This is a genomic window from Bradyrhizobium acaciae, assembly GCF_020889785.1.
GTDB classification, from domain to species: Bacteria; Pseudomonadota; Alphaproteobacteria; order Rhizobiales; family Xanthobacteraceae; genus Bradyrhizobium; species Bradyrhizobium acaciae.
The window spans coordinates 14,028-38,817 of record NZ_JACMYK010000055.1 but is presented as its reverse complement, the minus strand read 5'-3'; the positions used below and the strand labels follow the sequence as shown (position 1 = coordinate 38,817).

Sequence of the window (24,790 nt, the reverse complement as noted above, 5' to 3'; positions counted from 1 at the left end):
CGTGCTGCGACCGCGATCTCTCACCTGGCGCCTGGTCGGACGGCTTGCGGGCCTGCAGGCGGTCACGTTGACCCTGCTGATTCTGCTGATCGGGGCCGCCGCGATTGGGCTGCTGCGGGCGGGGCTGCTGATCGGCGAGTACGAAGGCAGCACGCTCGACACGCTGCGCGACGCCATCATGCGCGATGAAGCGGGCGGCCTGACGTTGCGCCAATCGCCGGAACTGGCCGCATTGCGCGGCGAACACGCCGACCTCTGGTTCATCATCCGCGACAGCGAGGGGCATCAGATCTCCGAAGGCGTGGTGCCCACGCAGTTTCTGCCGATCGCCTCAGCCCTCGATCATGTCAGCGAGGCGCGGCTCAAATGGAACGCCGCGGAAGCCGCGCGCCCCGCGGGTCTCGTCAAATGGGTCGATACGTCGGCAGGGCGCATCCAGATCCTGACCGGCACATACGGCCAGCTCTCGATGTGGCGCGCGCTCGAGAGCACGCCCCTGCTGTTCCTCAACATGATCCTGCCGATCATCGTGCTGATGACGCTGGCGACGCTGGTCGCGACCCCCTTCGTGGTGCGCCGGGCCATGACAGGCCTCGCCCAGGTCGCGGAGCAGGCCGAGCGCATCGACATCGACCAGCGAGGCGTGCAATTGCCGCTCGACAAGGTCCCGATCGAGATCACCCCGCTGGTCAAGGCCATCAATGCCGCGCTCGACCGGCTCGACAGGGGCTACGAGCGCCATCGCCGCTTTCTCGCCGACGCCGCGCACGAACTCCGCACGCCGATCGCGATTCTCTCGACACGGGTCGCGTCATTGCAGGCGGGACCGGAGAAGACCCATCTGCTCGAGGACGCCACTCGCCTCAGCGTCATGGCCGGTCAGCTATTGGACCTGCAACGGCTCGATCAACGCGCCGATACGTTCGGCCCCGTCAATCTCGTCGGCGTCGCGCGGCAGGTCGTGCTCGATCTCGCGCCGCTGGCTTTCGCGGCGGGATATGAAATGTCCTTTGAGCAGCAGGACGAGACGATCGTGGTGACGGGCGACCAGACCGCGCTCGAACGCGCGCTCACCAATCTGGTGCAGAACGCCATCGATCACGGGCAGCGGCGCGGCACCATCCTGGTCCGGGTGACGACGACAGGACGGATCGAGGTCTGCGACGATGGCGACGGCGTTCCACCCGACGAGCGCGAGCAGATCCTGGAGCCGTTCCGCCGGCTGCATCCGGGCGGCCGCGGCGCCGGCCTCGGTCTCGACCTGGTGCAGACCATCATGCGCCTGCACGGCGGCCGGATCGAGGTCGATCAGGCGCCGTCCGGCGGCGCCTGCATGCGCATGGTATTCCCGAAAATTGATCCGTCCTGCTGATCGACCGGATATCGCCGCGCGTTAACCGGCTTTGACGCAGCGATCAGGCTGGCGAGTTGACCTATGCTCATGCGGTATCATTCGAGTGGTCGCGCGGATTTTGGACATCCTCGACCGTGAAGCCGAGTGGATGCGCACCACCGAGGAATGCATTCAGCTCCGTTTCATAAGGAGCCGGGTCGAGCCCGCGAGACTCCAGCCACGCGGGTTCATAATAGGTCTGGCGGTACCGCTCGCCGGAATCGCAGATCAACGTCACAAGCGCACCGCTCTCACCCGCACGGCGCATCTCCGACGCAAGACGGCAAAGCGCCAGGAAGTTGGTGCCGGTTGAGCCGCCGACCGATCGGCGGAGCAGGCGCGACAGCACGTTCATCGCGGCGATCGATGCGGAATCTGGAATCTTCATCATGCGGTCGACCACGCCCGGCACGAACGACGGCTCGCAGCGCGGCCGGCCAACGCCTTCGATCAGCGAGGGACGTTCGCAGACCAGGGAGCGGTCCTGGGCGCGGAAGCAATCAAAGAAAGCGGAGTGCTCGACGTCGGCGACACAGAGCCTGGTTGGAAACTGGCGATAGCGCAGATAGCGCCCGATGGTTGCGGATGTGCCGCCGGTGCCCGCGCTCATCACGATCCATTCGGGCAACGGACGCTGCTCGCCCTTGAGCTGGGTGAAGATCGACTCGGCGATATTGTTGTTGCCGCGCCAGTCCGTCGCGCGCTCCGCGAACGTGAACTGATCCATGTAGTGACCGCCGAGACGCGCGGCGAGCGCGGCCGCCTCGGTGTAGAGCGCACGACCGTCGTCGATCAGGTGGCAGTTACCACCGTAATGCTCGATCGCGGCGATTTTCTCGGCCGATGTCGTTCGCGGCATCACCGCGTAGAACGGCACGCCGATCATCTGCGCAAAATAAGCCTCCGAAACCGCCGTCGACCCGGAGGATGCTTCCACCACGGCAGTGCTTTCGCGGATATGGCCATTACACAGCGCGTAAAGGAACAAGGACCTTGCAAGGCGATGCTTGAGGCTGCCGGTCGGATGCGTCGATTCGTCCTTCAGGTAAATGTCGATGCCGGATAGCGCCGGCACGACCAGCCGCATCAAGTGAGTATCCGCGGTCCGGCATTGATCTGCCTCGATCGCGGACACGGCCTCATCGACCCAGCCGCGCCGATAGCTCGGCCCGGCTGGTGGGTGTTGGCGCGAGGACATGTGCTCGTTCGACATCGCGCCATGTAATCATACTTCGCGTCCAGCAGCACGCCGGAAGTATCGCGACGCGTGGGCGCCGTCATGCCTAGCCCTGTGCCGGGCATCCACGTCTTTGCTCCGATCACGCAAGCAAGACGTGGATGGCCGGGACAAGCCCGGCCATGACGCGGTGGGCTTAACCCGCCTTGCGCAGTTTCAGGGATTCGTAGAACGCGGTCTCCAAATTCATGTAGCCGATGAACGACGTCGGATCGCCGAACGGCAGGATCTGCGTCGCCCAGAATCCGCCGAATCCGTTCTGCCGGTCGATCCAGTAGAACAAATTGGCAAGACCGGCCCAGCCGAGCGCGCCGGCGGGACGGCCGGTCGGAGCCTGCTCGTCGTTGATCATGAAGCTCAGCGCCCAGGACTTCGACTGACCGGGGAAGAATTCGGCATCGTTGGCGAGCGATGTGATCACGCCGGTGATCGCGGTGACCTTGTTGCTGCCGAGGTGGTTCTTCTCGGCCATCCGCACGGTCTCGGCCTTGAGAACGCGTCCATGCTCGCCGGCGCCGTCATTGAGCCACATCCGGATGAAGCGCATGTAGTCGCCGATCGTGCCGTACAGCCCGTGGCCGCCCATATGGATTTCCGGATTGGCCGGCAGCTCGAAATCCATCGGCGTGAGCGAGCCGTCGGCGTTGCGGGCGTGAATGCCGGCGAGCTTGCGACGCATCGCATCGGTGAGCTCGAACGTCATGTCCATGATCCCGAGCGGTTCGAAGATGCGCGTCTTGAAGACCTCTCCAAGCCGCCTGCCGGTGATCGCCTCGACGATCTGGCCGCTCCAATCCATGTTGGTGCCGTACTCCCAGCGCTCGCCGGGATCGAACAGCAGCGGTGTCATCAGCGACGCCTTGGACGCCGTGATGACGCTTGGCTGGCCCTTCTCCTGCGCGAGCCGATTGTAGGTGTGGTTGATGAAGTCGTAGCTCAGACCCGCGCTATGGACCATCAGCATGCGGGTCGTGATGTCGCGTTTCGGCGCTCGCAGTCGCGGCTCGCCCTTGTCGTCGAAGCCTTCGATCACCTGGAGCTTGCCGATGTCGGGCGCGTAGGTCTTGGCGGGTGCGTCGAGATCGAGCTTGCCTTCCTCGACGAGTTGCAGGACGGCGGTGCCCGTGATCGCCTTGGTGGTCGAGAAGATGGCGAACACGCTGTCGGTCGTCATGTCGGCGGACTGGTCGAGACGGCGCTTGCCGGCGGCGCCTTCATAGATGTTGCGATGCCGATCGGTCACCATCGCGACGACACCGGGGACGCGCGGGTTCGAGGTCACGACGCCATCGAGAATCGCATCTGCCGTCGCGCTGAAATTCGTGCTCATTGTCTTCCTCCTGTGTTTTGTTGTTGACCTGCGTAGCCCTACTGCATCGCGAAGCCGCGATAGCCGCTCGCGGAAACCTCGTCGCATTTCTGGCGATAGGTGCCGACACCACCGCAATAGGACAGCACGCGCCGCGGTTTGCCCTCGACATTCGAGCCGAGATACCAGGAGTTGGTCTTCGCGATCAGCGTTGCATTGGCGGTCTCATCGTGGTGCGCCACCCACTGATCCTCGATATCCCTGGATGGCTCGATGACGCTCAGGTCGTTGCCGCGCATGTACTTGATACAATCGTCGATCCACTCGACCTGCTGCTGCAGGCAGGTGGTCATGTTGCAAAGCGCAGCCGAGGGCGCGAGCGGCACCGCCGTGGTGAATAGGTTCGGATAGCCGTGAACCTGTAGCCCCATGGTGGTGCGGATATCCCGGCCCCAGTCCTCCTTCAGCGAACGGCCGTCGCGGCCGCGGATGTCGATCCGCGTCAAGGCGCCGGTGCCGGCGTCGAACCCGGTCGCCAGGATGATGACGTCGAACTCGTGCACCGTGCCGTCGGTAGTCTGGATGCCCTCCGGTGTGATGCGGGCGATCGGATTGTTCTTGACGCTGACGATCTCGACATTGGGCCGATGGAAGGCTTCGAGGAAATTGCTCTCGAGCGGCACCCGGTGCGTGCCGAAGCCGTAATCGGATGGGATCAGCTGCTCGCACAGTTTGGGATCCCTGATCCGCTCGCGCATCTTCTCGCGGACGAATTCAGTGATCTCGGCGTTGACGGCTTCGTCGAAGAACAGTTCGGCAAAGGACGAGACCCATAGTTTGAGGGATCCGTCGTTCCAGCAGTCCTCGACCACCTGGCGGCGCTGCTGCGGCGACAGATCGGCCCAGGCGTGCTCGAAGTCGAACTCGAAACCGGTGAAGGTCTTCGGCAGCCGCTCGGTGAGGAACTTGAACTTCGACTTGTAGGCCTCCGCATCCGATGCATCCCATTTCGGGTTCTTCATCGGGATGATGTATTGCGGAGTGCGGATGAACACCTTGAGATGGCCGACCTCGCCGGCGATCGACTGGATCACCTGAATCCCGGTCGCGCCATTGCCGACCACGCCGACGCGCTTGCCGGCGAGCTCGATCGGTCCTTTCGGCCAGCGCGCGGTATGGAAAAGTTTGCCCTTGAACGTCTCCTGTCCCGGAAAGGACACGTGCGGGGCCGAGAGCATGCCGCAACAGGTGACCAGGAACTGGGTGTCGATCACATCGCCCTTGTCCGTCGTCACCCGCCAGCGCTGCGTCGCTTCATCGAAATGCGCGCTTCTGACCGTGGTTTCGAACTGGATGTCCTTCTTGAGGTCGAGGCGGTCGGCCACATAATTCAGCCAACGCTCGATTTCCGGCTGCCCCGGAAACCGCTCGCTCCAGCTCCAGCCTTTGTAAAGTTCCTCGGAAAACAGGTACTGATAGGTGTGGCCTTCGGAATCGAAGCGGGCGCCGGGATACCGGTTCCAGTACCAGGTGCCACCGACGCTTGAGCCAGCGTCAATAGCCCTGACGTTCAGGCCCTGCTCGCGCAGGCGGAACAATTGATAGAGGCCGGCGACGCCGGCGCCGATCACCACGGCGTCGAATTTGGATGTCGCTTGCGCGCCATTGCTTCCATTGGACCTGGTTGCGGTCGCAATCATGGTTTCCTCCTGTGTCTGGCCTTACGCACGCCCCTTCCCATCTGGAAATCGGATGACGGTGCGTTGCGCCAATTCGGGCCCCGGCGGCATGGACTGGATTGCCGGGACGCGCAGGAGGCTATGGCGCCTGCGGCGGTCGGGACTTGAACGAAACCGACAATCTCTGGAACGCGGCAGCGCAATCGAGAGGTTGGCCATTGGTCTCCTTGGCAAACGGCGAAAGCGGCTTATTCTGCCGTCCAGCCAAAGAAGAAGCGGTCAACCGCCTATGGTTTCCAGGGAGGAGGCTCGCGCGATGAGCCAGTTGATCACGGTCGAGGAATTGCCGCGCTACGCTCCCGGCGAGCTGAAGCTGGATAGTTCGCCGGTCGGCCGCAACGATTTTCGGCTGCGGATCTTCCGCTATGCGCCGTCAGACATCTGGGTCCCGCCTTCGGAGAACTTTCTCCTCGTACTCTATCGCGACGGCGCGACATCGATGAACCGCCGTGTCAGCGGCACCTGGAAGCAGGATCACGTCGGACGCGGCGTCACGTCGTTGTTGACGCGCGCAGAGCCGTCAAGCTGGCACTGGAAGAACGACATCGAGGTCAGCCATTTCTACATCTCGCCGACGCTGATGACGAAGACCGCGAGCGATGCCTTCGACCGCGACGCCGAGGCGGTCGAACTTCACGACCTGCTCAAGGTCGAGGACCCGATGCTGAGCTGGATCAACGATCAGATGATCAAGGAGGTCGCCGCGGGCGGCCCCGGCGGACGCCTCTGCTACGACGCGCTGGCACTGCAGGCGAGCGTCCACATCCTGCGCAAATACGCCGCGATCGAGTTCAAGATGCCTTGCGCGCAGGGGCGATTCAGGCCGGCGCATGCGCGGCTGATCGAGGACTATGTCGAGCAGAACATCTCCCGCAACATCACGCTCGAGGAGCTCGCGAACATCTGCAATTGCACGCCGGTACAGTTCGCCCGCAAGTTCCGCGTCCACTACGGCATGCGCCCGCATGCCTATGTCCTGCGCCGCAAGGTCGAGCATGCATGCCGGCACCTGCGCAGGGACCGCGTGGCGCTGAAGGAGATCGCATTGCTGGCCGGCTTCGCCGACCAGAGCCATCTCAATCGCGTGTTCCGGCAGCACATGAACGTCACGCCGGCGGAATATCGCCGGCAGGTCTGTGAACGTTCCGCGCAGGCGTGAGACGACAGCCCGCGGCCGCCTCACACCGGCGGCGGATTGAGCCGCGCAAAGCCTTCCTGGATTCGGTAAGGGTAGTACGGATAGGCCGGCAGCACCGCGCTTGCTTTGTCGAGTCGCCCGATCTGGTCCGGCGAGAGCGACCAGCCGACAGCGCCGAGATTGTCGCGAAGCTGCGCCTCGTCGCGCGCGCCGATGATCACGGATGAGACGCTCGGACGCGTCAGCAGCCAGGCGATCGCGATCTGCGGCACGCTGCGGCCGGTCTCGGCGGCCACCACGTCCAGCGCATCGACGATCGCGTAAAGCTTCTCGTCGTCCACCGCCGGCCCGAACTGCGCCGTCTCATGCAAGCGGCTGTTCTTCGGCAGCGGCTGGCCGCGCCTGATCCTGCCGGTAAGCCGCCCCCAGCCGAGCGGGCTCCAGACCAGCGCGCCGACGCCCTGATCGAGCGCGAGCGGCATCAGCTCGGATTCATAATCGCGGCCGACCAGCGAATAATAGACCTGGTGCGCCACGTAGCGCGGCCAGCCATGCCGCTCGGCAATGGCAAGCGATTTCATCAGGTGCCAGCCGGAGAAATTCGAGGCGCCGACGTAGCGCAGCTTGCCGGCGCGCACCAGCGTGTCGAGTGACGACAGCACCTCGTCGACCGGTGTGAAGGCATCGAAGGCATGGAGCTGCAGCAGGTCGATATAGTCCGTGCCGAGCCGGCGCAGCGCGGCATCGACCGCGGCGACGAGGCGGTATCGCGACGTGCCGGCGTCGAGCGGGCCGTCGCCCATCGGCAGACCGGTCTTGGTCGAGATCAAGACCTTGTCGCGGCGGCCCTTGATCGCGGCACCGAGGATCTCTTCGGACGCGCCGTTCGAATAGACATCGGCCGTGTCGAACAGATTGACGCCGGCCTCGAGGCAGATGTCGAGCAACCGCCGCGCCTCGCCGGCGTCGCTGCGTCCCCAGGCCGAGAACAACGGTCCCTGGCCGCCGAACGTGCCGGTGCCGAAGCTGAGCACCGGGACCTTCAGGCCGGACGCGCCGAGATTGCGATATTCCATGACGAAACTCCTTTTGATGTCGTTCACTCGGCCGGGCATTGCGTGGCGAGCGCGACCGGCCGGTCGAGGCGCAGGCTCCACAGCGCGAGCAACAACCCGACCGCGGTGATGATTGCGGCCACCAGCGGCAGCGCGCCAAGGCCAAGGCCGCGATCGATGGTGACGCCGCCGGCCCAGGCGCCGAGCGCGTTGCCGAGGTTGAAGGCCGCGATGTTCAGGCTGGAGGCCAGCGTCCGCCCTTCCACGCCGGCGGCTTCGAGCACACGAAGCTGCAGCGGCGCGACGGTTGCAAACGACGCGATGCCGAGCACGAACAGCAGAGCCACCGCCAACGCCTTGATCGAGACGACGGCTGCCAGCGCCACGAGGACGACGGCAAGGCCGCCGAGCGACACCAGCAATGCCCGCGCGAGTCCCTTGTCGGCGAGCCGTCCGCCGGCAACATTGCCAATCGCAAGGCCGGCACCGAATACCAGCAGGATCGGCGACACCGCGGCGTCGGAGAATCCGGTTAGCCGCGTCAGGATCGGCTGCACATAGGTGAAGACCGCAAACAGCCCACCGAAGCCGAACACCGTCATGGCAAGCCCGAGCAGGACCTGCGGGCGACCGAGCACAGCGAGTTCCTCGCGCAGCGGCGCGGGCTTGTCGTTGGCGCCGACATGACCGGGCACCAGCACCGCCAGCACGATGAACGCGGCCACGCCGATCGCAGCCACCGCCCAGAACGCCGCGCGCCAGCCGAGCATCAGGCCGAACCAGGCGCCGAAGGGCACGCCGAGCAGGGTCGCGACCGTGAGGCCGATGAACATCGTGGCGATCGCCGATGCCTTCTTGTCTTCCGGGACCAGACTTGTCGCCACCACCGAACCGACGCCGAAGAAGGTGCCGTGCGCCAGCGAGGTGAGGATGCGCGCCGCCATCAACAGCTCATAGTTCGGCGCCAGCGCGCAGGCGGCGTTGCCGAGTGTGAAAATGGCCATCAGCGCCAGCAGCACCGCCTTGCGCGGCATCCGCCGCGTCCCGAGCGTCAGGATCGGCGCACCGACGAACACGCCGAGCGCGTAGCCCGAGATCAAAAGCCCCGCTGCGGAAACCGACACATGCATGTCGGCGGCGACCTGCAGCAACAGCCCCATGATGAGGAATTCGGTGGTGCCGATGCCAAAGGCACCGGCGGTCAAGGCAAGGACTGCGAGAGGCATATGTCGCTCCGGAGGGTGAGGCTTCCGCAATGCGAGATAGCGGTCCGGGCGCGGAAGGATTAGAATGGCCGCAATCCAATCATTTGTGACTTGAATTCAAGATGTCCCGCACAGACACCAACCGCTCCGGCGAGATGGACGTGTTCGTCCGCGTCGTCGATCTCGGCGGCTTCACGGCGGCTGCGAACAGCCTGCGCCAGACGCCGTCAGGCGTCAGCAAGCTGGTCTCCCGGCTCGAGACCCGGCTCGGCACGCGGCTGGTCAACCGCACCACCCGCAAGCTCCAGCTTACCGAGGAAGGCCAGGCCTTCTATCAGCGCGCACAGCGCATCCTCGCCGATATCGACGAGGCCGAACGCGAGGCCGCCTCCTGCGTGCCGCGCGGCCACCTCACCGTGAACAGCAACATCCCGTTCGGCATGCTGCATGTGATGCCGCTGCTGCCGCGCTTCATGCGCGAGCACCCCGACATCACGCTCGACATCGTGCTGACCGACACGCTGGTCGATCTGATGCAGGCGCGCGCCGACGTCGCGATCCGCGCCGGCCCGCTCGGCGCCTCGCGGCTGATCGCGCGCAAGCTCGGCACCAGCCGCATGGCGGTGGTCGCCGCGCCCTCCTACCTCGCCCGCTACGGCACGCCGAAGACGCCGGCCGACCTCGCCGCCCATCGCGGCATCGGCTGGACCTTTCCGCGCAGCATCCGCGGCTGGCCGTTTCGCCGCGCCGAAAAGATCGAGGAAGCGTTGCCGCCGCCGGTCGCCCGCGCCAGCGACGGCGAGACCGCGCGCCAGCTCACGCTCGGCAGCATCGGGGTGGCCCGGCTGGCGCTGTTCCACATCGGTCCCGACATCGAAGCCGGCCGTCTGGTGCCGGTGCTGCAAAACCTCAATCCCGGCGACCGCGAGGACATCCACGCGGTCTATGTCGGCCATGCCGGTCCGCTGCCGGCCCGGGTGCGCGCCTTCATCGATTTCCTGGCACAACACATCCGCATCGGCGATCCGGCGCTGCGGCGTGGCGCGGATGGGAAATGGAAGATCGTGGGCGACAAGTGATTATGCGATGAAACCTCGATGACGAACGAAACCCCGGCATTCCAGGCCGTCACCGAATCGATCCGCATCGCTGCACAGCCGACGCAAGTGTGGAATGCGATCTTGGATCCCAAGGCGGGCGAGACGTGGCGCAACGCGCATTTCACGACCGACTGGCAGATCGGCGCAGCGATCGAGATCGAGGCGGAGATCGGCGCGAAGCGCTATCGCGACAAGGGCCGCGTCCTCGATGTCCAGCCGCCAATGCGGCTTGCATATTCCTATTGGTCGCAGGTCTCTGGCCTGCCGGACGTTCCGCAGTCCTATGCGACGATCACGCTGACGCTCGCGGCCGACGGCGACGAGACGGTGCTGACCGTCACCCAGCAGGTGCCGCCGTCACCGATCCGCCGCGGCAACGGATGGGAGATCGGCGCGGACTCCGGCGCAAAGCATGTCGCGTTCTACTGGCGCATGACGCTGCCACGGCTCAAGCAGGTCGTCGAGCAAGGACGCATCGCGCAATAGCTTGGTCTAGATCCGCTTCAGCAAGAACAGCTGCGTGACATAGGGAAACACCACCTCGTCGGCATCGCCGAGACCGGCCTCGCGCAGGATGTCATCGGTCTTCTGGCGAAGGACCGCCTTCTCCGCATCGGGAAGATTGGCGACATAGCTCGTCGATGCGACGCGCTCGAAGACATCCTGTCGTGCCATCCGGTGTGGATGATCCTGCACGATTTCCTGCGCGAGCGCGAAGCGGGGGTCCTTCAGGATCCAGCGCCAGTGCCCCGAGCGTTGCCGGGGCGTATCTCCGGCGTAGCCTTCGATCATGACGGACAACGCGTCGACCCACGGCGCGCGGTCGTCCCTGTTGTTCCAGACCAGCGCGAGCGTCCCGCCGGGCTGCAGCAGCCGCGCGATCTCAGCGACCGACGCCTCATTGTCGAACCAGTGGAACGCCTGGGCGCAGGTGATGAGATCGACGCTGCCGGTCTCGAGCTCGATCGCATCGGCGCGCGTGTTGATCACCTCCACCCTCGCTTCCCTGGCCAGCTTGGCCGACATCTCCGCAACCGGCTCGACCGCGACCAGGCGCGCGGTGGTGGGGAGATGCTGAAGCAGCAGGCGGGTGAACTTGCCTGTTCCCGCCCCGAGATCGACGACGCAGCGCGCGGCTTGCAGCGGCAGCGCGGCGACGATCTCCGCGGGGTAGCTGGGTCGGCCCGCCTCGTAGGCGGCGACAGCGACGCTATAATTCCGGGCCGTCGGATTCAGTGTCATGGTTGCTGCTCCTGCCAACCGGCTTCCGCCGATGAGACCTGTCGAACGCTATAGAGCAGCGCCTGCACAGAACTGGAAGAGCGCGTCGATTCAAAATGCGATGAAGACCCGTCACCTTTGCGTCAGTGCCGCGTTGCTCCTTGTGAACAAAGTGCGCGCACCTTGAATGACCTTGCTTCGGCAGGAACCAATATCGCAACTTTACACGCCTATGTTGTATCAACGTCGCAGTTCCCGGTTGCAAGTTACTGTTGATTGAACCACAGTTCTTGAAAGCGGACGCGGTCTGTTGCGCTTGCGCGGGACAAGCCCGGTGCCCCTTCCGCACTGGTGCAGCCATGCAGCGATCCAGCGCCGTCTTCGTCACGGGTATTGTCTACGCCTTGATCGGCCTGATCCTCGCAGGCGGCGGCATCTGGCTCGCCGCGCTGGGTGGATCGATCATCTACATTGTCATCGGCATCGGCATTCTCGCCACGGCTGCGCTGTTGCTGGCGCAGCGCCGTCAGGCGCTCTGGCTGTTTGCGATCGTGCTGGTCGGCACGCTGGCATGGGCCGTCTACGAAGTGAAATTCGACTGGTGGCCGCTCGCGGCGCGTGGCGACGTCATCTTCCCGATGGCGCTCTGGCTGTTGACGCCGGTGATCGTTCGCGGCCTGGTGCGAGACGCGCCGGTATCCTACGCGCGCGCGACGGCGCCGCTTTGGATCGGCGTGGTGGCGGCTGCAGTCGTCCTCATGGCCGGTCTGCTGTCGAGCTATCACGACATCAATGGCACGATTGCCGACACCGGCGCGGCCGTGCAGCAAAGCGAAGCCGACCCGCAGCCGGATGGCGATTGGCGCGCGTACGGTCGCACGCAGTTCGGACAGCGCTATTCGCCGCTGAAACAGATCACGCCCGACAATGTCGGCAAGCTCAAGGTCGCCTGGACCTTCCGCACCGGCGACGTGAAGACACCGGAGGATTCCGGCGAGACCACGTTCGAGGTTACCCCGATCAAGGTGCGCGACACCCTCTATCTATGTTCGCAGCATCAGGTGCTGTTTGCGCTCGACGCCAAGACCGGCACCGAGCGCTGGCGCTACGACCCCAAGCTCGTGCACAACAAGACGTTCCAGCACATGACCTGCCGCGGGGTCTCCTATCACGAGACCACATCAGGCGCCGTCGACTTTGGCGGCAATCCGGCGCCGGCCGAATGCCCCCGGCGGATCTTCCTGCCGGTCAATGACGGCCGCATGATCGCCCTCGATGCCGACAGCGGCAAGCCGTGCGAAGGCTTTGCCGATCACGGCGTGCTCGACCTGCAAAAAGGGATGGGCATCAAGACGGCGGGCTTCTTCGAGCCGACGTCGCCGCCGGTCGTCAGTGACAAGATCCTGGTCGTTGCGGCTGCCGTGATCGACAATTATGCGGTCGAGGTGCCGTCCGGCGTGATCCGCGGCTTCGATGTCTACACCGGCAAACTGATCTGGGCCTGGGACTCCGCTGCTGCGGACGAGAACGCACTGCCGTCACCGACACGGCACTACACCAACGGCTCGCCGAACTCCTGGATCACCGCCTCGTTCGATCCGAAATTGAATCTGGTCTACATCCCGACCGGCAACAACGGACCGGACATCTGGGGCGGCAATCGCGATGCGCTGGTCGAGCGCTATTCCAGCTCGATCGTCGCGCTGGACGTCGACACCGGCAAGCGTGCCTGGTCGTACCAGACCGTGCATCATGATCTCTGGGACATGGACGTTCCCTCGCAGCCGAGCCTGGTCGATGTCACGACGGCCAAGGGTATCGTTCCAGCGATCATCCAGCCGACCAAGGTCGGCAACATCTTCGTGCTCGACCGCAGGACCGGCGAATTGATCGTGCCGGCGCCGGAACGTCCGGTGCCGCAAGGACCGGCGCCCGGCGACCGGAGCGCGCCGACGCAGCCGTTCTCCGAACTGACATTCCGGCCCGAGGCGAAGCTGACCGGCGCCGACATGTGGGGCGGCACGATCTTCGACCAACTGCTGTGCCGGATCATGTTCCACCGACTGCGCTACGAGGGCACGTTCACGCCGCCTTCGTTGCAGGGCACGCTGGTCTTCCCCGGCAATCTCGGCATGTTCGAGTGGGGCGGCATCGCCATCGATCCGGTCAGGCAGATCGCCATCGCCAACCCGATGTCGCTGCCGTTCGCCTCCAGGCTCATTCCGCGCGGCCCGCAGAATCCTCCCGCGCCGACCGCCGAGAAGCCGGTCGGCAGCGAGGTCGGGACGCAGCCGATGTACGGCACGCCGTTCGGCGTGGATATTTCGAGCTTCCTCTCGCCGCTCTCCGTGCCGTGCTACCGGCCGCCATGGGGCTCGATGGCCGCAATCGATCTCAGGACGATGAAGATCGTCTGGCAGCATCCCAACGGCACGATCCGGGACACCACGCCGCTGCCGCTGCCGTTCAAGATGGGCGTGCCGATGCTGGGCGGGCCGATCACCACCGCCGGCGGCGTCGCGTTCTATACCGGGACCTATGAGTACACGATCCGCGCCTATGACGTGCGCGACGGCAGGGTGCTCTGGGAAGACCGCCTGCCCGCCGGCGCCCAATCGACACCGATGAGCTACGAGGTCGATGGCAAGCAATATGTCGTCACCGCGGCCGGCGGCCACGGCTCGTTCGGCACCAAACGCGGCGACTACGTCATCGCCTACGCATTGAAGGACTAAGCCGATCCGGAATGCGGCAAGCGTCGCATTCCGGATGACGCGGTGGTGATGAGACATCGTGCGGGAAATGGGTTCCGCGACCTCGGTGAGGGTTGGCAAGCCCGGCCAAAGCCGCTAAAGGTCCGCCCCCTTTCACATCATATTCCGAGCATGACATGTCGAGCGCCCCGCCCGCCGTCTCGATTGGCGTCGATTTTGGCACCAGCAACACCGTTGTCGCGCTGTCCGACGGCGACGGCCGCGTCGAGGCGATCCGCTTCGACCATGGCGGCCGCACGCATAGCGTCTATGTGTCTGCGCTGTGCTTCTGGGAGGAGCGGCCCGGCGCCGGCCTGCATCCGCACGCCGAGGGTGGTCCGTGGGCGATCGAGCAGTTCCTCGAAGGGCGGACGATCCATCGCTTCATCCAGTCGTTCAAGACGTTTGCAGCGAGTTCGGCCTTCAACACCACCCAGATCTTCCGGCAGCGCTACAAGTTCGAGGATCTGCTCGCGGCGTTCCTGCGCACGCTGACGCGCCATGCCGGCGAAGGCTTCGATTTGGGCGCACCGACCATCATGGTCGGTCGCCCGGTGAAGTTTGCCGGCGGCAATCCGAATGACGAGCTCGCGATGCAGCGCTACCGGGCCGCGTTCGAGCGGCTCGGCGCCGGCCATGCGCGCTATGTCTATGAGCCGGTCGGCGCGGCGTTCTCCTTTGCGCGCAGCCTCGACCACGACGCCACCGTGCTGGTCGCCGATTTCGGCGGCGGTACCAGCGACTTCTCCGTGATGCGCTTCTCGCGCAAGGGCGGTGTGCTGCGCGCCGAGCCGCTGGGACATGCCGGCATCGGCATCGCCGGCGACACCTTCGACTACCGCATCGTCGACCGCATCGTCTCGCCGCGGCTCGGCAAGGGCACCAATTACCGCTCGTTCGACAAGGTGCTGCCGATCCCCAATCACTATTATTCGAGCCTTGCCCGCTGGCATCAGCTCGCGATGATGCGGGGCAATGGCGACCTGCGCGAATTGCAGCAGCTCGCGCGCACCGCGATTGACCCGGCACCGCTGAACGATTTCATCACCATCGTCGACCATGATCTCGGCTTCGCGCTCTACCGCGCCGTGTCCGACACCAAGGTCGCACTGTCGAGCAACGATCGCGTCGAGTTCCGCTTTGCCCGCCAAGGCATCGATATCGGTGCGACCGTGACGCGCGACGATTTCGAATCCTGGATCGCCGACGACATCGAGCGGCTGGGCGCGACCGTCGACGAGGCGCTGGCTAAATCCGGCATCACCGCGAGCGACGTGGAGAAGGTGTTCTTGACCGGCGGCACCTCGTTCGTGCCGGCGGTGCAACGCCTGTTCGCCGAGCGCTTCGGCGAGAGCCGGCTGACCTCGGCGGATCAGTTCGAATCGATCGCCTACGGTCTCGCTCTGATCGGCCACACGGCCGATCCCGACCGCTGGACCTTCGCCGAAGCGGCCTGACGTTTGGCTTCGCGCCTTGATCCCGGCGCATTAGGCGATTACATCGATTCAATCATCAACGCCTGAGGATGCCGACGACCGTGGATTTCACCCTGACAGCAATGCCCATCAGCCTTGCCCACGGGGATATCCATGCCAGCATCGATCACGCTCTCCAATCTGACCCTGTCCGCGCCTGACGGTCGGGTTCTCCTTTCCAATATCGACCTCAATTTCGCACCCGAACGCACCGGCCTTGTCGGCAGGAACGGCGTCGGCAAGACGACGCTGCTCGACCTGATTGCAGGCCGGCGCACGCCGCAATCCGGCGCGGTCTCGGTTCAGGGACGGATCGGGATGCTGCATCAGACGGTTCAGGTGGCGCCGGACGAATGCGTCATCGACCTGTTCGATGCGCGCCACGCGTTGGCCGCGTTGCGCCGTGCCGAACAGGGCCTTGCGGCCACTGCGGAGCTTGCGGATGTCGACTGGACGCTCGATACGCGCATCGCGTCCGCGCTCGCGCGCGTCGGACTGAACGACGTGCTCGAGGCGCCGCTGGCGATGCTGTCGGGCGGACAGGCCACCCGGGCGCGCCTTGCGGCCCTCACCTTCGCTCAGCCTGATTTTCTGCTGCTGGACGAGCCCACCAACAATCTCGACCGCGCCGGACGCAAGGCGGTGATCGAATTGCTCGCGGACTGGCGGCATGGCGCGATCATCGTCAGCCACGACCGCGAGCTGCTCGAGACCATGGATGCGATCGTCGAACTGACCTCGCTGGAAGCCCGGCGCTACGGCGGCAATTGGAGCCACTACCGTGCGCGCAAGGCCATCGAGCTTTCGGCGGCACGCCGCGATCTGGCCGATGCCGAGAAGCGCGTCGCCGAGATCGACCGCAAGGCAAGGCAAACGACCGAACGGCAAGCGCGCAAGGATGGCGCCGGCGCGAAGAAAAGCGCCAAGGGCGACATGCCGCGCATCGCCGCCGGGCTGCGCAGGGATCGCAGCGAGGACACCGGCGGCGAGAAGGCCCGGCTCGCCGAGCGGCGGCGGACCCAGGCGCTCGAATTGGCCACCGCTGCGCGCCAGCGCATCGAGGTGCTGCAACCGCTCTCGGTGCAATTGCCGGCGATACATCTGCCGGCGAGCAGGATCGTGCTGCGGATCGAGGCCGCCGATGTCGGCTACACCGCGGACGCGCCGATCCTGCGTGATCTCACCTTCTCCATTTCGGGCCCGGAGCGTGTTGCGATCACGGGCCCCAATGGCGCCGGCAAGACGACACTGCTCAAGCTCGTCAGCGGCGGCTTGACCGCGGCGCGCGGCAGCGTCGAGGTGATGACCCGCTTTGCGATGTTCGATCAGGCGGTCAGCCTGCTCGATGCGTCAGCCTCGATCCTGGATAATTTCCGCCGCATCAATCCGGATGCCGGCGAGAACGCCTGCCGCGCGGCGCTGGCGCGCTTCATGTTTCGCGCCGATGCAGCCCTGCAAACCGTCGCGAGCCTCAGCGGCGGCCAGTTGCTTCGCGCCGGCCTCGCCTGCGTTCTGGGTGGCGTGAGGCCGCCACCCCTGCTGATCCTCGACGAGCCGACCAACCATCTGGATATCGAGTCGATGGAAGCGGTCGAGGCCGGGTTGCGTGCCTATGACGGCGCGCTGCTGGTCGCCAGCCACGATGAAATCTTCCTCGAGGCCATTGCGATCACACGCAGGTTCGAGCTCGGTTCGTGGAGGTGATGCGGAGAGCCGGATGAATTGCCTTCGATCGACGTCTCGAACGCCGAAGATGGGTCGGGGAATGAACAGCCGAGCACGCGACGCCTTGGGGCAGGTTGTAAGGCGCGGTGCCCGGCTGTCTGGCCGCGCGGCGGTGCGGCCATCCCCCGCCGGCCTCGCTCGTCCCCCTGAGCAAAGCCGTCGAGTTCAAACACGCCTGTTGCTAAATCCGCGCCGTCGAATGGAGTGCATTTCGCCAAAGGGCAAATGCGACGAAGCTTGCCAGCAGCAAAAAGCCGCCGCCGACCGCGATCAAGAAATACGCGAACGTCATCTTGGAACATCCCAATTGAGCAGCATCATGCGACGCGATATGCGCCGCAACCTGGCAATCCAATGCATTTCAAAATTGATTTGCCCCGCCGGCCGCCGCCGGACAGCCCGAAAGGTGGCTGGCACTGCGCTCTGCGCACCCTTCGATTTCAGAGAGGTTGTGCAGCCAATCGGCTGTTGCCTCTCATCGTGCGGTTCGTCACGCCGCTCAATGGTCACAAGGATAATCGATAAAATTCTACCGACAATCGAAACGAAAAATTAAGGTTACCGGCGCGGCCGCGGCTCCCCCAAAATATCGAAAACAACCCCATGCAAAGGAGCCAGCGGCCGCAGCTCCGGCCTGAGTGGCAGCCAATTGGAACAATATCCCCCCGACGAAAGATCGGAACGCATGTCACGTTTCGACGCGCTGCCTTGTCTTAGCTTCTGCAATGGCAGCGGCAGAGGACATCATGCAAAATATCGGAACCGGCGGCGCTAACACCCTGATCGCGATCGTCTATCATAGCACCTACGGCCACACCCGGCGTCAGGCTGAGGCCGTCAGGTCCGGCATTGGGGATGTCGATGGCGCGGAGGCGCTGCTGGTGCCTGTCGAGAGCGTGGACCAGAACTGGGATCGGCTGATAGGTGCGGAAGCCCTGATCTTCGGCACGCCGACCTGGAACGCCTGTCGCCGTTGGAACGCGCGGCCTTTCTGCTGCATGACGTGTTCGGACTGGGCTTCGATGCCGTCTCCGAGACGATCGGCCGCGAAGCTGCCACCTGCCGCAAGCTTGCCAGCCGAGCCCGCGCGCATATCCACGATGCCAGGCCGCGGTTCGTCGTCGGCAATGAAGAAGGCCTGCGGCTCGCAAACGCCTTCTTCACGGCCACACGCACCGGCGACCTCGCCGTGTTGCGCGCGATGCTGGCCGAAGATGTCGTGGTCTATGCCGATGGCGGTGGCCAGGTCCCCGCGCCGACGCACCCCCTGATCGGGCTGGACGCCGCGATGGAGCGCTTCGCGGGACTCGCCCACCTCTTCGCCGTGCACCCCTCCCGCTTGATCCGCTACGCAATCATCAACGGATTGCCGGGCTTCATCACGATCGAGGACGACCTCGTTCAAACGACAGCCTTGCATATCGAAAGCGAACGGGTCGTCGCAGTCTACGTGACCCGCAATCCCGACAAGCTGCACAACGTCCCTGATGTGACGGGATGGCGCAACTGAGCGCGCCTTGCGAGACCGCATTTCGCAGGGAGCTCAGGCTCCGGCTCAACAACCTGGTGCCGGCAGAGGCAACCGCCAACCGGCTACCGGCTACCGGCTACCGGCTACGCTATTCTCGACATGACGGATCCAGCCGATCATCAACTTCGGTCGTCGTCACCGAACCGTCCGCCTCGAACAGCCCAACCGCTCCAGACGGTGACGTCGCGACGTCGAAGTCGAACGGCCCGCAGGTAATCATGCAATAGTCGTAAACCGAGCGCTGATCGTTTCCCATCAGAAACTGATAATGGATCTGCATGAAGTTGAAGCGATGACGTTTGAAGCGGGCTGGACTTACCATTGAATGTATTTGGACGCGCTGAATCCTCGGGTGGTCACCTGAATGGTCTCGACTGACACGTTTCAGGGTGACGGGGTCGAAGCGATAGAAGCTGATTGCGTCATCTCGCGCCTGGTATTCGACCCAATCTATCGCCGGCGTTGCGGCCACGAGTTGCGCCGCTTCCCGTATTTGGCCGCCCATCGGATGCAACGAGAATTTAGGAATAGTGGCGCCCACCGTGAGAATGCATAGCTTGGGCCCACTCGTTTCGAGTGGAGGATCCGATTTCAGCGCGCGCGCCACCGCCGCAATTGTGAGCGCCGCACCAAGGGAGTGGCCAACAATCAGAACTTCATCAACTTCTGCGGCCCGAACCGTTCTTGATATCAGGTTCGCAAAAGCGTCGAGCCGCTCATCAAGTTCGCTTTTCTGCCCGTAAAGAAATCGGTGGGAGAAAATGGCATCATCGAGAATGTGATTTATCCTGCGCTTTGGTCCGATCCAGAGCATCGCGCCGACGAAGATGGCAAGCGACAAGAAAAGCCCAAGCAGCAATTCCATCCAAAATGGAGCGTGTATGAGCCTGATCAGCAGGTATGACAGCCCAACGCTGCAAAATGCGATCAATAGCAAACAGCAATATGGAAAGATGAAAAAGAGAGCGTACTTCCAGCTTGCGATCGCATATCGGAATATCGTTCCCGTAACGATGAAATCGAACAGTGCTTTCAAGGATTGAACGAGCCGAGGCACGAAGCCGACTTTCGAATCGCACCGGATGAGATCATCCCAGCGGAGCATTTCGAAGGTGGCGTGAGTTTTCCAGTTCGGCCCCCATGCTTCCAGGCTGTATGAAGCACTGATTGCAGACGTGTTCGTTATTTCCGACAGCCGTGAAGAAGCGCCCCAAACCTTTTGGAAGCTCGAGAGCGAGCGCCGCAAGCGTTCGACCTGCGCTTCGGGGGTGATTGGATCGTAACCACCAATGTGGAAAACGTGCCGCCGTCGAATCATCCAGCAACTCGAATTCTGCAAGGATATTGATCGGCACTCATTCTGTAAAACGGAAATACTTGGACACTTTGGCGGCGCTCCTCGTTGACCGCAGTCCCTGGTGAGCCTGACATGGATGATGCGGATCTCGGCCTGTAAAATTACCACTTCGTCCGCGGGGTGACACTCGTTGAGTTTGGCTTTGAGCAAAAAAGTGCAGGGTGCCGGGAGTCATTGGCCGTGGAGGACCCTGACGGTCGCGACACGATCGCTTTCTTCGTGTGGCAAATCCGCGACAGTGAGCCAATTGCGCGCCTCAACGCGGTTTTCGAAGCCGTTCATGATTGTCACGATTCGTAAGTCTGATTTAATGCGGCTCGACTTAAGGTGGCGAAGGATTCCAACGATGACGAGATTGCGTTACAGCATGGCGCTGATTTGCGCCGGCTTGACGATTTTTTTTGCAAGCAGTTTGCTTTTGAACAATGGGGCTCAGGCGAAGCCCGGAACGGCGGTGGCGCTTAGATCGACAAATTCGCCCGCTCGCCTGCAGTCTTCTGCGGCACATGCTTATCTATTCCGCGGACTGTTGAACGTCTTTTCGTTGGGCATGGACAGCCTTGCCGCCCAGCTGCAAGCGGCTGGCGTTGCCGCGGTTGTGGCAAATCACACCCAATGGCGAAGCGTCGCCGACGACATCATCGTGAGATATAGGGCAGGTCAACGCGGGCCTATCATTCTGGTGGGGCACTCTCTTGGTGCGGATGCCGTGATGTCGATGGCAGAGTACCTTGGCCAAATGGGCGTGCCCGTTGCGCTGGTTGTTCCATTCGACGGAACATCGTCGCATTTGGCATCGGCCAATGTCGGGCGCGTTCTGAATCTGTACAAGAGTGAAAGCGTTCGAATCGGTCGCGGACCCGGCTTCCGCGGCGAGCTGACGAACTATTATGTTCGTGATGTAAACGTCACTCACTTCAACATCGATAAAGACGCGGCGTTGCATAGCATGGTCATACGAAAGATCAGGGCAATCGGATCGGCTGTCGCGCGCCCACGAAGAAATCAGGGTCCTTCGAACCTGGTTTCACCCGCAGCCCAACCTTCGACCAACTCCTAGCATACCGCCCAAAAGACCGTTTGAAGTTGGTGTTGACGCAAGATGTGAGGCTTTAGGTCAGCCCCCTGCAGGAGCCCGGTGTCGGTGTTGTTTTCCCTAGCACTTCAAGCCGGGAGAGGCAGTCGGTGAGGCCATTTGGAAAACTCTCAGTCGCCATCGCCATGTGTTGCGTGGCGACCGTGTGTGCAGCCTTCACGAAGCCGATTCATATCGTGGCAGTCGGCGCAAGCAACACCCAGGGCTGGTACGTCGGGAAGCAAGGCGCCTACCCGGCCAAGCTGGAAGCCCTGCTGAGAGACAAGGGCGTCAACGCGACCGTCGCCAATGCCGGAGTTCCCTTTGACACTACCGCCGGGATGCTCAAGCGCATCGACAGCGATGTGCCAAAGGGAACCGACATCGTGATCTTGCAGCCTGGAGGCAACGACAGGCGCTTCCTTGTCTCGAAGGAGCAGCGGGCGGCCAACATCGCGGCGATGGAGCGGCGGCTCCGTGAGCGCGCCATCAAGGTCATTTTGTACGACGAAGAGATACCTGCGCAGTATTACGCTTTCGACCTCATTCACCTCACGGACGCCGGGCATGCTTTCATTGCCTCGCAGTTGCTCCCGCGAGTGTTGGAGATAGAGCGGAGAGCCACCGCGGCTTCGCCGCGCGCGCGATAGAAAAAGCCTTGCCATGCCGACCGGTCTGGCGTTGGCAATCCCGTCGGCCGGCTGGACCACGGGAACGCGGAAGAATGTCTTCGTAGATGCCTTTCTCAACGGCGGCCATTTGAGACAGCTGAATGCGATCATAACGCTCGACCGCGTTGTGCTATCCGTCTCGAAAGAGCGGACCCGACAACGCATCCGCCGTGGATCCACCTGTCGGGCCGCCAACTAATCGGTGGAAACGACCCGCAAGCCCTGTATGATTACTTCATGCCGGTTTGTGGACCTGTTTTTGTCGGATCTCAGACGCTCGCCAAGGATGGTACCCTTTCGATGATCGGCAAAGATGGCGCGCCAGCGAAACAAGCGCGTGGTCCACGATGACGCCCGGTATTGCCAAGATCGTGTTCGTGATGATGGCGGTCGGCTGGTATCTCATCCGCTACAGATACGCGCGTCGTTCTCGCCGTGAAAAGGTCGCAAGGAGCGCCCGAGGTACGCGCGAAAACACCCTGCTGCTGATATCGCTCACGGGTCTCGGCATTGTGCCGCTCATCTACATCGCAACGGCCATGCCTCATTTCGCATCATACGCCTTCCGGCCGGCTCAAGCCTGGCTCGGTGGTTTCGTCGCGGTTGCGGCTCTGGTCATGTTCCGGCTGACCCATCGAGCGCTTGGTCGGAATTGGTCCGTCAGTCTCGACGTGCGGGAAAATCATCGTCTGATCACCGACGGTATTTATCGGAGCGTTCGTCATCCGATGTATACCGCATTCTGGCTTTGGGCTGTTGCTCAGGCATTGCTCCTGCCGAACTGGGTGGCTGGATTCGCTGGCCTGATCGGATTTGGGACCTTGTTTTTCGGGCGGATTGCCAAGGAAGAGCAGATGATGCTGGAAACCTTCGGCGACGAATATCGCGAGTATATGGCCCGGACCGGACGCATTTTACCGAGGCTGTTCTGAACCGGCTACCGGCCCCAAGACTCCGCTCGCGTCCGGACACTCACGCAAAGCAATAATCCCGTGCCGTTTTTGCCACACTCGGCAAGGAAACGACCGCGCAACCGCCAGTTTCGCTACAGCGTTAATTACGCCATCGCCGTTAGAGGGTAGGCTGTTCATGTTCACGCTATCCATCTCGGAGATCACGATGTTGAAGTTCCTGGTTGCTGGAGTTGCGACGTTCGGTTTTGTGGCTGCCGCCAGCGCGGCAGACCTTCCCCATCCGCAGCCGGTTACTGCTACGGCTCCGGTTGGCAAGATGCCGATCGGTAAGTATCCGGTTGGCAAGTACCCCGTCGGCAAGTACCCGGTCGGAAAAGCTCCTGCTCCGATCGTGACGAAGGGTTAGCTCGCGGATCGCTCAGGCAGCGCACCCTTCAGTTTTGCTGAAGGGTGCTGCCTGGGGCTGACTACCCTTGTGAGGGCTTGAACGTGCCAGAATCCAATCGGAAACGGAGCGGCCTGCGGCTGCTCGCCAGAATTGGTGTCGTTGTGGCTTCCGCGACTTTGGGAGCCGGGATCGGTCATGCGCAGCAAATGGCTGCGCAAACGGATCAGGCCCCGTTGCAGCAGGACAAACCGCGCAAACCGTCGACGAGACAGGCTGTGGCAGCGGCCGTGGCTGGTCCAAACGGTCCCGCTTCCGAAGCAGCCGCGAAGCCGGTTCGAAGGTCTTCGGTCAAAGGGCCGTACTACGTCGACTTTCGTGCCCGCACGGCGGCGTCTTATGGGCATGCGTTTATCTGGTACGGCAAGACAAGCGAGAAGCAGGTCGAAGTTGCGGGGCTGCACCCGGCGGGCGATGTCCTGCCCTATGTGCTGGGACACCTTACCTGGGTGCCCTCCGAGACCGGAGCGAGCTACGGCGACCTTGACGAGCAGTATCTGACGGCCAGCTATCGCGTGTACTTGAGCGAGGCCGACGCGAAGAAGGTTTTCGCATATATCAAGCACCTCCAGGCGACCTCGCCTGTCTGGAATGCGGAAACGACCAACTGCACGGCCTTTATCGGTCGCATCGCCAACTTCATGGGTCTGAAGGCTCCATTCCACTTGTTGAAGCCCGAGGAATACGTGAACCAGTTGAGAGAGATCAACGGCGGACGCCAAACGGCGCAGCTGGCCGCTTCGGATCAATAGTTCTCTCGCCAAGACTGTTCGAAACACCGAGACGCTGAGGCCACGGCTGATCGCGGCTGCTTCAGAGGCCTGGAGATCCTGACCTGTCACGAGGCAGGCATCACCGTAACTCTGCCCGAGCCGCGTGAACGCCTTACTCATCTTCGCTCAGCGCAGCCGATAGCGATAAACCAGATCGTCGGGATCTTCCCGAAGCGCAGACGGATCGAGCACACCACCAATCGCCTCGCCACTGCGGCAGACATCGCATTGTCGGGCGATATGTAGCTGACCAGCGTTGGCAGCTTCAGCGTCGCGAAGGCCCAGCAAGGCACGCGCGGCCTCGGTGGCGTAGCCGTGTCCTTCGTGCCGGTCATACCTACGCTTCTACGAAGCTTCGGAAGACACCCTTCGCCCTGGTTTGAAAGCGTGACCTGCCACCTGAAGCCCGGCAGCGCGAAGGATGGCGGAGAGGGGGGGATTCGAACCCCCGATAGGCTTGCACCTATGCCGCATTTCGAGTGCGGTACAATCAACCACTCTGCCACCTCTCCAGCGGCCCAGGTGATTTGCACCACCCGCGGTCGAGCGTGTTCTAGGCGAGGATGGCGGGCCAGACAAGGCGCTGCAATAATATTTCCGTCACCGGCGCCGCGCGCCGCCGAAGCACCGGCACGGCGCAAGAAAGCGCGCGGAAACAAAGCGCTAGCGGGAAG

The 24,790-nt window shown here is 63.3% G+C and carries 19 protein-coding genes, 1 tRNA gene and 3 pseudogenes; 14 read left to right on the top strand and 9 right to left on the bottom strand.

Annotated features, from left to right (window positions below; all coding sequences use genetic code 11):
- Window positions 1–4: 4 nt before the first annotated feature.
- Entirely contained in the window at window positions 5–1,372 is a 1,368-nt protein-coding gene (locus tag H8A92_RS21220) for a sensor histidine kinase (RefSeq protein ID WP_229197551.1), read from the top strand.
- 67 nt (window positions 1,373–1,439) lie between these two features.
- Here H8A92_RS21220 and H8A92_RS21215 read toward each other — a convergent pair whose 3' ends face one another.
- From H8A92_RS21215 to H8A92_RS21205, 3 genes are all read right to left on the bottom strand, one after another.
- Window positions 1,440–2,591, bottom strand: a complete 1,152-nt coding sequence (locus tag H8A92_RS21215; RefSeq protein ID WP_229197544.1) for a PLP-dependent cysteine synthase family protein — start codon at window positions 2,589–2,591, stop codon at window positions 1,440–1,442.
- Window positions 2,592–2,766: 175 nt separating this feature from the next.
- Complete coding sequence (acmB, locus tag H8A92_RS21210; RefSeq protein ID WP_229197543.1) at window positions 2,767–3,960, bottom strand: methyl acetate hydrolase AcmB; 1,194 nt, start codon at window positions 3,958–3,960, stop codon at window positions 2,767–2,769.
- Between the two features lie 38 nt (window positions 3,961–3,998).
- Window positions 3,999–5,639 (bottom strand): flavin-containing monooxygenase, encoded by a 1,641-nt coding sequence (locus tag H8A92_RS21205; protein ID WP_229197542.1) that lies wholly within the window; start codon window positions 5,637–5,639, stop codon window positions 3,999–4,001.
- Between the two features lie 295 nt (window positions 5,640–5,934).
- Here H8A92_RS21205 and H8A92_RS21200 point away from each other — a divergent pair, with 295 nt between their 5' ends.
- Window positions 5,935–6,837 (top strand): helix-turn-helix domain-containing protein, encoded by a 903-nt coding sequence (locus H8A92_RS21200; protein WP_229197541.1) that lies wholly within the window; start codon window positions 5,935–5,937, stop codon window positions 6,835–6,837.
- A gap of 20 nt (window positions 6,838–6,857) precedes the next feature.
- On the opposite strand, the gene H8A92_RS21195 is transcribed toward H8A92_RS21200, so the two are convergent.
- Entirely contained in the window at window positions 6,858–7,892 is a 1,035-nt protein-coding gene (locus H8A92_RS21195) for an aldo/keto reductase (RefSeq protein ID WP_229197540.1), read from the bottom strand.
- A gap of 23 nt (window positions 7,893–7,915) precedes the next feature.
- Window positions 7,916–9,097, bottom strand: a complete 1,182-nt coding sequence (locus tag H8A92_RS21190; protein ID WP_229197539.1) for an MFS transporter — start codon at window positions 9,095–9,097, stop codon at window positions 7,916–7,918.
- Window positions 9,098–9,198: 101 nt separating this feature from the next.
- On the opposite strand from H8A92_RS21190, the gene H8A92_RS21185 reads away from it, so the two are divergent.
- The gene (locus tag H8A92_RS21185) at window positions 9,199–10,155 is read left to right on the top strand and encodes a LysR family transcriptional regulator (protein WP_229197538.1); all 957 of its coding nucleotides are present in this window, start codon (window positions 9,199–9,201) and stop codon (window positions 10,153–10,155) included.
- 18 nt (window positions 10,156–10,173) lie between these two features.
- Window positions 10,174–10,662, top strand: coding sequence for an SRPBCC domain-containing protein (locus H8A92_RS21180; RefSeq protein WP_229197537.1), 489 nt, complete (start codon window positions 10,174–10,176; stop codon window positions 10,660–10,662).
- A 6-nt stretch (window positions 10,663–10,668) separates the two neighbouring features.
- Here H8A92_RS21180 and H8A92_RS21175 read toward each other — a convergent pair whose 3' ends face one another.
- Window positions 10,669–11,418, bottom strand: coding sequence for a class I SAM-dependent methyltransferase (locus H8A92_RS21175; protein WP_229197536.1), 750 nt, complete (start codon window positions 11,416–11,418; stop codon window positions 10,669–10,671).
- A 338-nt stretch (window positions 11,419–11,756) separates the two neighbouring features.
- Between H8A92_RS21175 and H8A92_RS21170 the strand changes: the two genes are divergently transcribed.
- From H8A92_RS21170 to H8A92_RS21155, 5 genes and pseudogenes are all read left to right on the top strand, one after another.
- A complete protein-coding gene (locus tag H8A92_RS21170; RefSeq protein ID WP_229197535.1) occupies window positions 11,757–14,132 on the top strand; it encodes a glucose/quinate/shikimate family membrane-bound PQQ-dependent dehydrogenase in 2,376 nt (791 codons plus the stop codon).
- Window positions 14,133–14,287: 155 nt separating this feature from the next.
- Entirely contained in the window at window positions 14,288–15,607 is a 1,320-nt protein-coding gene (locus tag H8A92_RS21165; protein WP_229197534.1) for an Hsp70 family protein, read from the top strand.
- A 132-nt stretch (window positions 15,608–15,739) separates the two neighbouring features.
- A complete protein-coding gene (locus H8A92_RS21160; protein WP_229197533.1) occupies window positions 15,740–17,329 on the top strand; it encodes an ABC-F family ATP-binding cassette domain-containing protein in 1,590 nt (529 codons plus the stop codon).
- A 746-nt stretch (window positions 17,330–18,075) separates the two neighbouring features.
- Window positions 18,076–18,252 (top strand): annotated as a pseudogene (locus H8A92_RS41045) (hypothetical protein); the annotation flags it as partial.
- Window positions 18,253–18,305: 53 nt separating this feature from the next.
- Window positions 18,306–18,860: pseudogene (locus H8A92_RS21155) on the top strand (sigma factor-like helix-turn-helix DNA-binding protein); the annotation flags it as partial.
- A gap of 109 nt (window positions 18,861–18,969) precedes the next feature.
- Here the strand turns inward: H8A92_RS21155 and H8A92_RS21150 are convergent.
- The gene (locus H8A92_RS21150; RefSeq protein ID WP_229197532.1) at window positions 18,970–20,199 is read right to left on the bottom strand and encodes an alpha/beta hydrolase; all 1,230 of its coding nucleotides are present in this window, start codon (window positions 20,197–20,199) and stop codon (window positions 18,970–18,972) included.
- A gap of 385 nt (window positions 20,200–20,584) precedes the next feature.
- Here H8A92_RS21150 and H8A92_RS21145 point away from each other — a divergent pair, with 385 nt between their 5' ends.
- The 5 genes from H8A92_RS21145 (at window position 20,585) to H8A92_RS21125 (ending at window position 24,095) form a co-directional block, all read left to right on the top strand.
- Window positions 20,585–21,298, top strand: a complete 714-nt coding sequence (locus H8A92_RS21145) for an alpha/beta hydrolase (RefSeq protein ID WP_229197531.1) — start codon at window positions 20,585–20,587, stop codon at window positions 21,296–21,298.
- Between the two features lie 125 nt (window positions 21,299–21,423).
- Window positions 21,424–21,963 carry an SGNH/GDSL hydrolase family protein gene (locus tag H8A92_RS21140; protein ID WP_229197530.1) on the top strand — a complete coding sequence of 180 codons (540 nt, stop codon included), beginning with the start codon at window positions 21,424–21,426 and terminating at the stop codon, window positions 21,961–21,963.
- Between the two features lie 368 nt (window positions 21,964–22,331).
- The gene (locus tag H8A92_RS21135; RefSeq protein WP_229197529.1) at window positions 22,332–22,916 is read left to right on the top strand and encodes a protein-S-isoprenylcysteine O-methyltransferase; all 585 of its coding nucleotides are present in this window, start codon (window positions 22,332–22,334) and stop codon (window positions 22,914–22,916) included.
- Window positions 22,917–23,073: 157 nt separating this feature from the next.
- The gene (locus H8A92_RS21130; protein ID WP_420831348.1) at window positions 23,074–23,304 is read left to right on the top strand and encodes a hypothetical protein; all 231 of its coding nucleotides are present in this window, start codon (window positions 23,074–23,076) and stop codon (window positions 23,302–23,304) included.
- An 83-nt stretch (window positions 23,305–23,387) separates the two neighbouring features.
- Window positions 23,388–24,095, top strand: a complete 708-nt coding sequence (locus tag H8A92_RS21125; RefSeq protein ID WP_229197528.1) for a hypothetical protein — start codon at window positions 23,388–23,390, stop codon at window positions 24,093–24,095.
- Between the two features lie 147 nt (window positions 24,096–24,242).
- On the opposite strand, the pseudogene H8A92_RS21120 reads toward H8A92_RS21125, so the two are convergent.
- Window positions 24,243–24,452 (bottom strand): annotated as a pseudogene (locus H8A92_RS21120) (GNAT family N-acetyltransferase); the annotation flags it as partial.
- Between the two features lie 86 nt (window positions 24,453–24,538).
- Window positions 24,539–24,628 (bottom strand) — tRNA-Ser (locus H8A92_RS21115).
- Window positions 24,629–24,790: the final 162 nt, after the last annotated feature.

Coding starts and splice junctions, on each gene's coding strand:
- H8A92_RS21215 (WP_229197544.1), bottom strand. CDS start 2,591: ATGTCCTCGCGCCAACACCCACCAGCCGGGCCGAGCTATCGGCGCGGC.
- acmB (WP_229197543.1), bottom strand. CDS start 3,960: ATGAGCACGAATTTCAGCGCGACGGCAGATGCGATTCTCGATGGCGTC.
- H8A92_RS21205 (WP_229197542.1), bottom strand. CDS start 5,639: ATGATTGCGACCGCAACCAGGTCCAATGGAAGCAATGGCGCGCAAGCG.
- H8A92_RS21200 (WP_229197541.1), top strand. CDS start 5,935: ATGAGCCAGTTGATCACGGTCGAGGAATTGCCGCGCTACGCTCCCGGC.
- H8A92_RS21195 (WP_229197540.1), bottom strand. CDS start 7,892: ATGGAATATCGCAATCTCGGCGCGTCCGGCCTGAAGGTCCCGGTGCTC.
- H8A92_RS21190 (WP_229197539.1), bottom strand. CDS start 9,097: ATGCCTCTCGCAGTCCTTGCCTTGACCGCCGGTGCCTTTGGCATCGGC.
- H8A92_RS21185 (WP_229197538.1), top strand. CDS start 9,199: ATGTCCCGCACAGACACCAACCGCTCCGGCGAGATGGACGTGTTCGTC.
- H8A92_RS21180 (WP_229197537.1), top strand. CDS start 10,174: ATGACGAACGAAACCCCGGCATTCCAGGCCGTCACCGAATCGATCCGC.
- H8A92_RS21175 (WP_229197536.1), bottom strand. CDS start 11,418: ATGACACTGAATCCGACGGCCCGGAATTATAGCGTCGCTGTCGCCGCC.
- H8A92_RS21170 (WP_229197535.1), top strand. CDS start 11,757: ATGCAGCGATCCAGCGCCGTCTTCGTCACGGGTATTGTCTACGCCTTG.
- H8A92_RS21165 (WP_229197534.1), top strand. CDS start 14,288: ATGTCGAGCGCCCCGCCCGCCGTCTCGATTGGCGTCGATTTTGGCACC.
- H8A92_RS21160 (WP_229197533.1), top strand. CDS start 15,740: ATGCCAGCATCGATCACGCTCTCCAATCTGACCCTGTCCGCGCCTGAC.
- H8A92_RS21150 (WP_229197532.1), bottom strand. CDS start 20,199: ATGATTCGACGGCGGCACGTTTTCCACATTGGTGGTTACGATCCAATC.
- H8A92_RS21145 (WP_229197531.1), top strand. CDS start 20,585: ATGACGAGATTGCGTTACAGCATGGCGCTGATTTGCGCCGGCTTGACG.
- H8A92_RS21135 (WP_229197529.1), top strand. CDS start 22,332: ATGACGCCCGGTATTGCCAAGATCGTGTTCGTGATGATGGCGGTCGGC.
- H8A92_RS21130 (WP_420831348.1), top strand. CDS start 23,074: ATGTTCACGCTATCCATCTCGGAGATCACGATGTTGAAGTTCCTGGTT.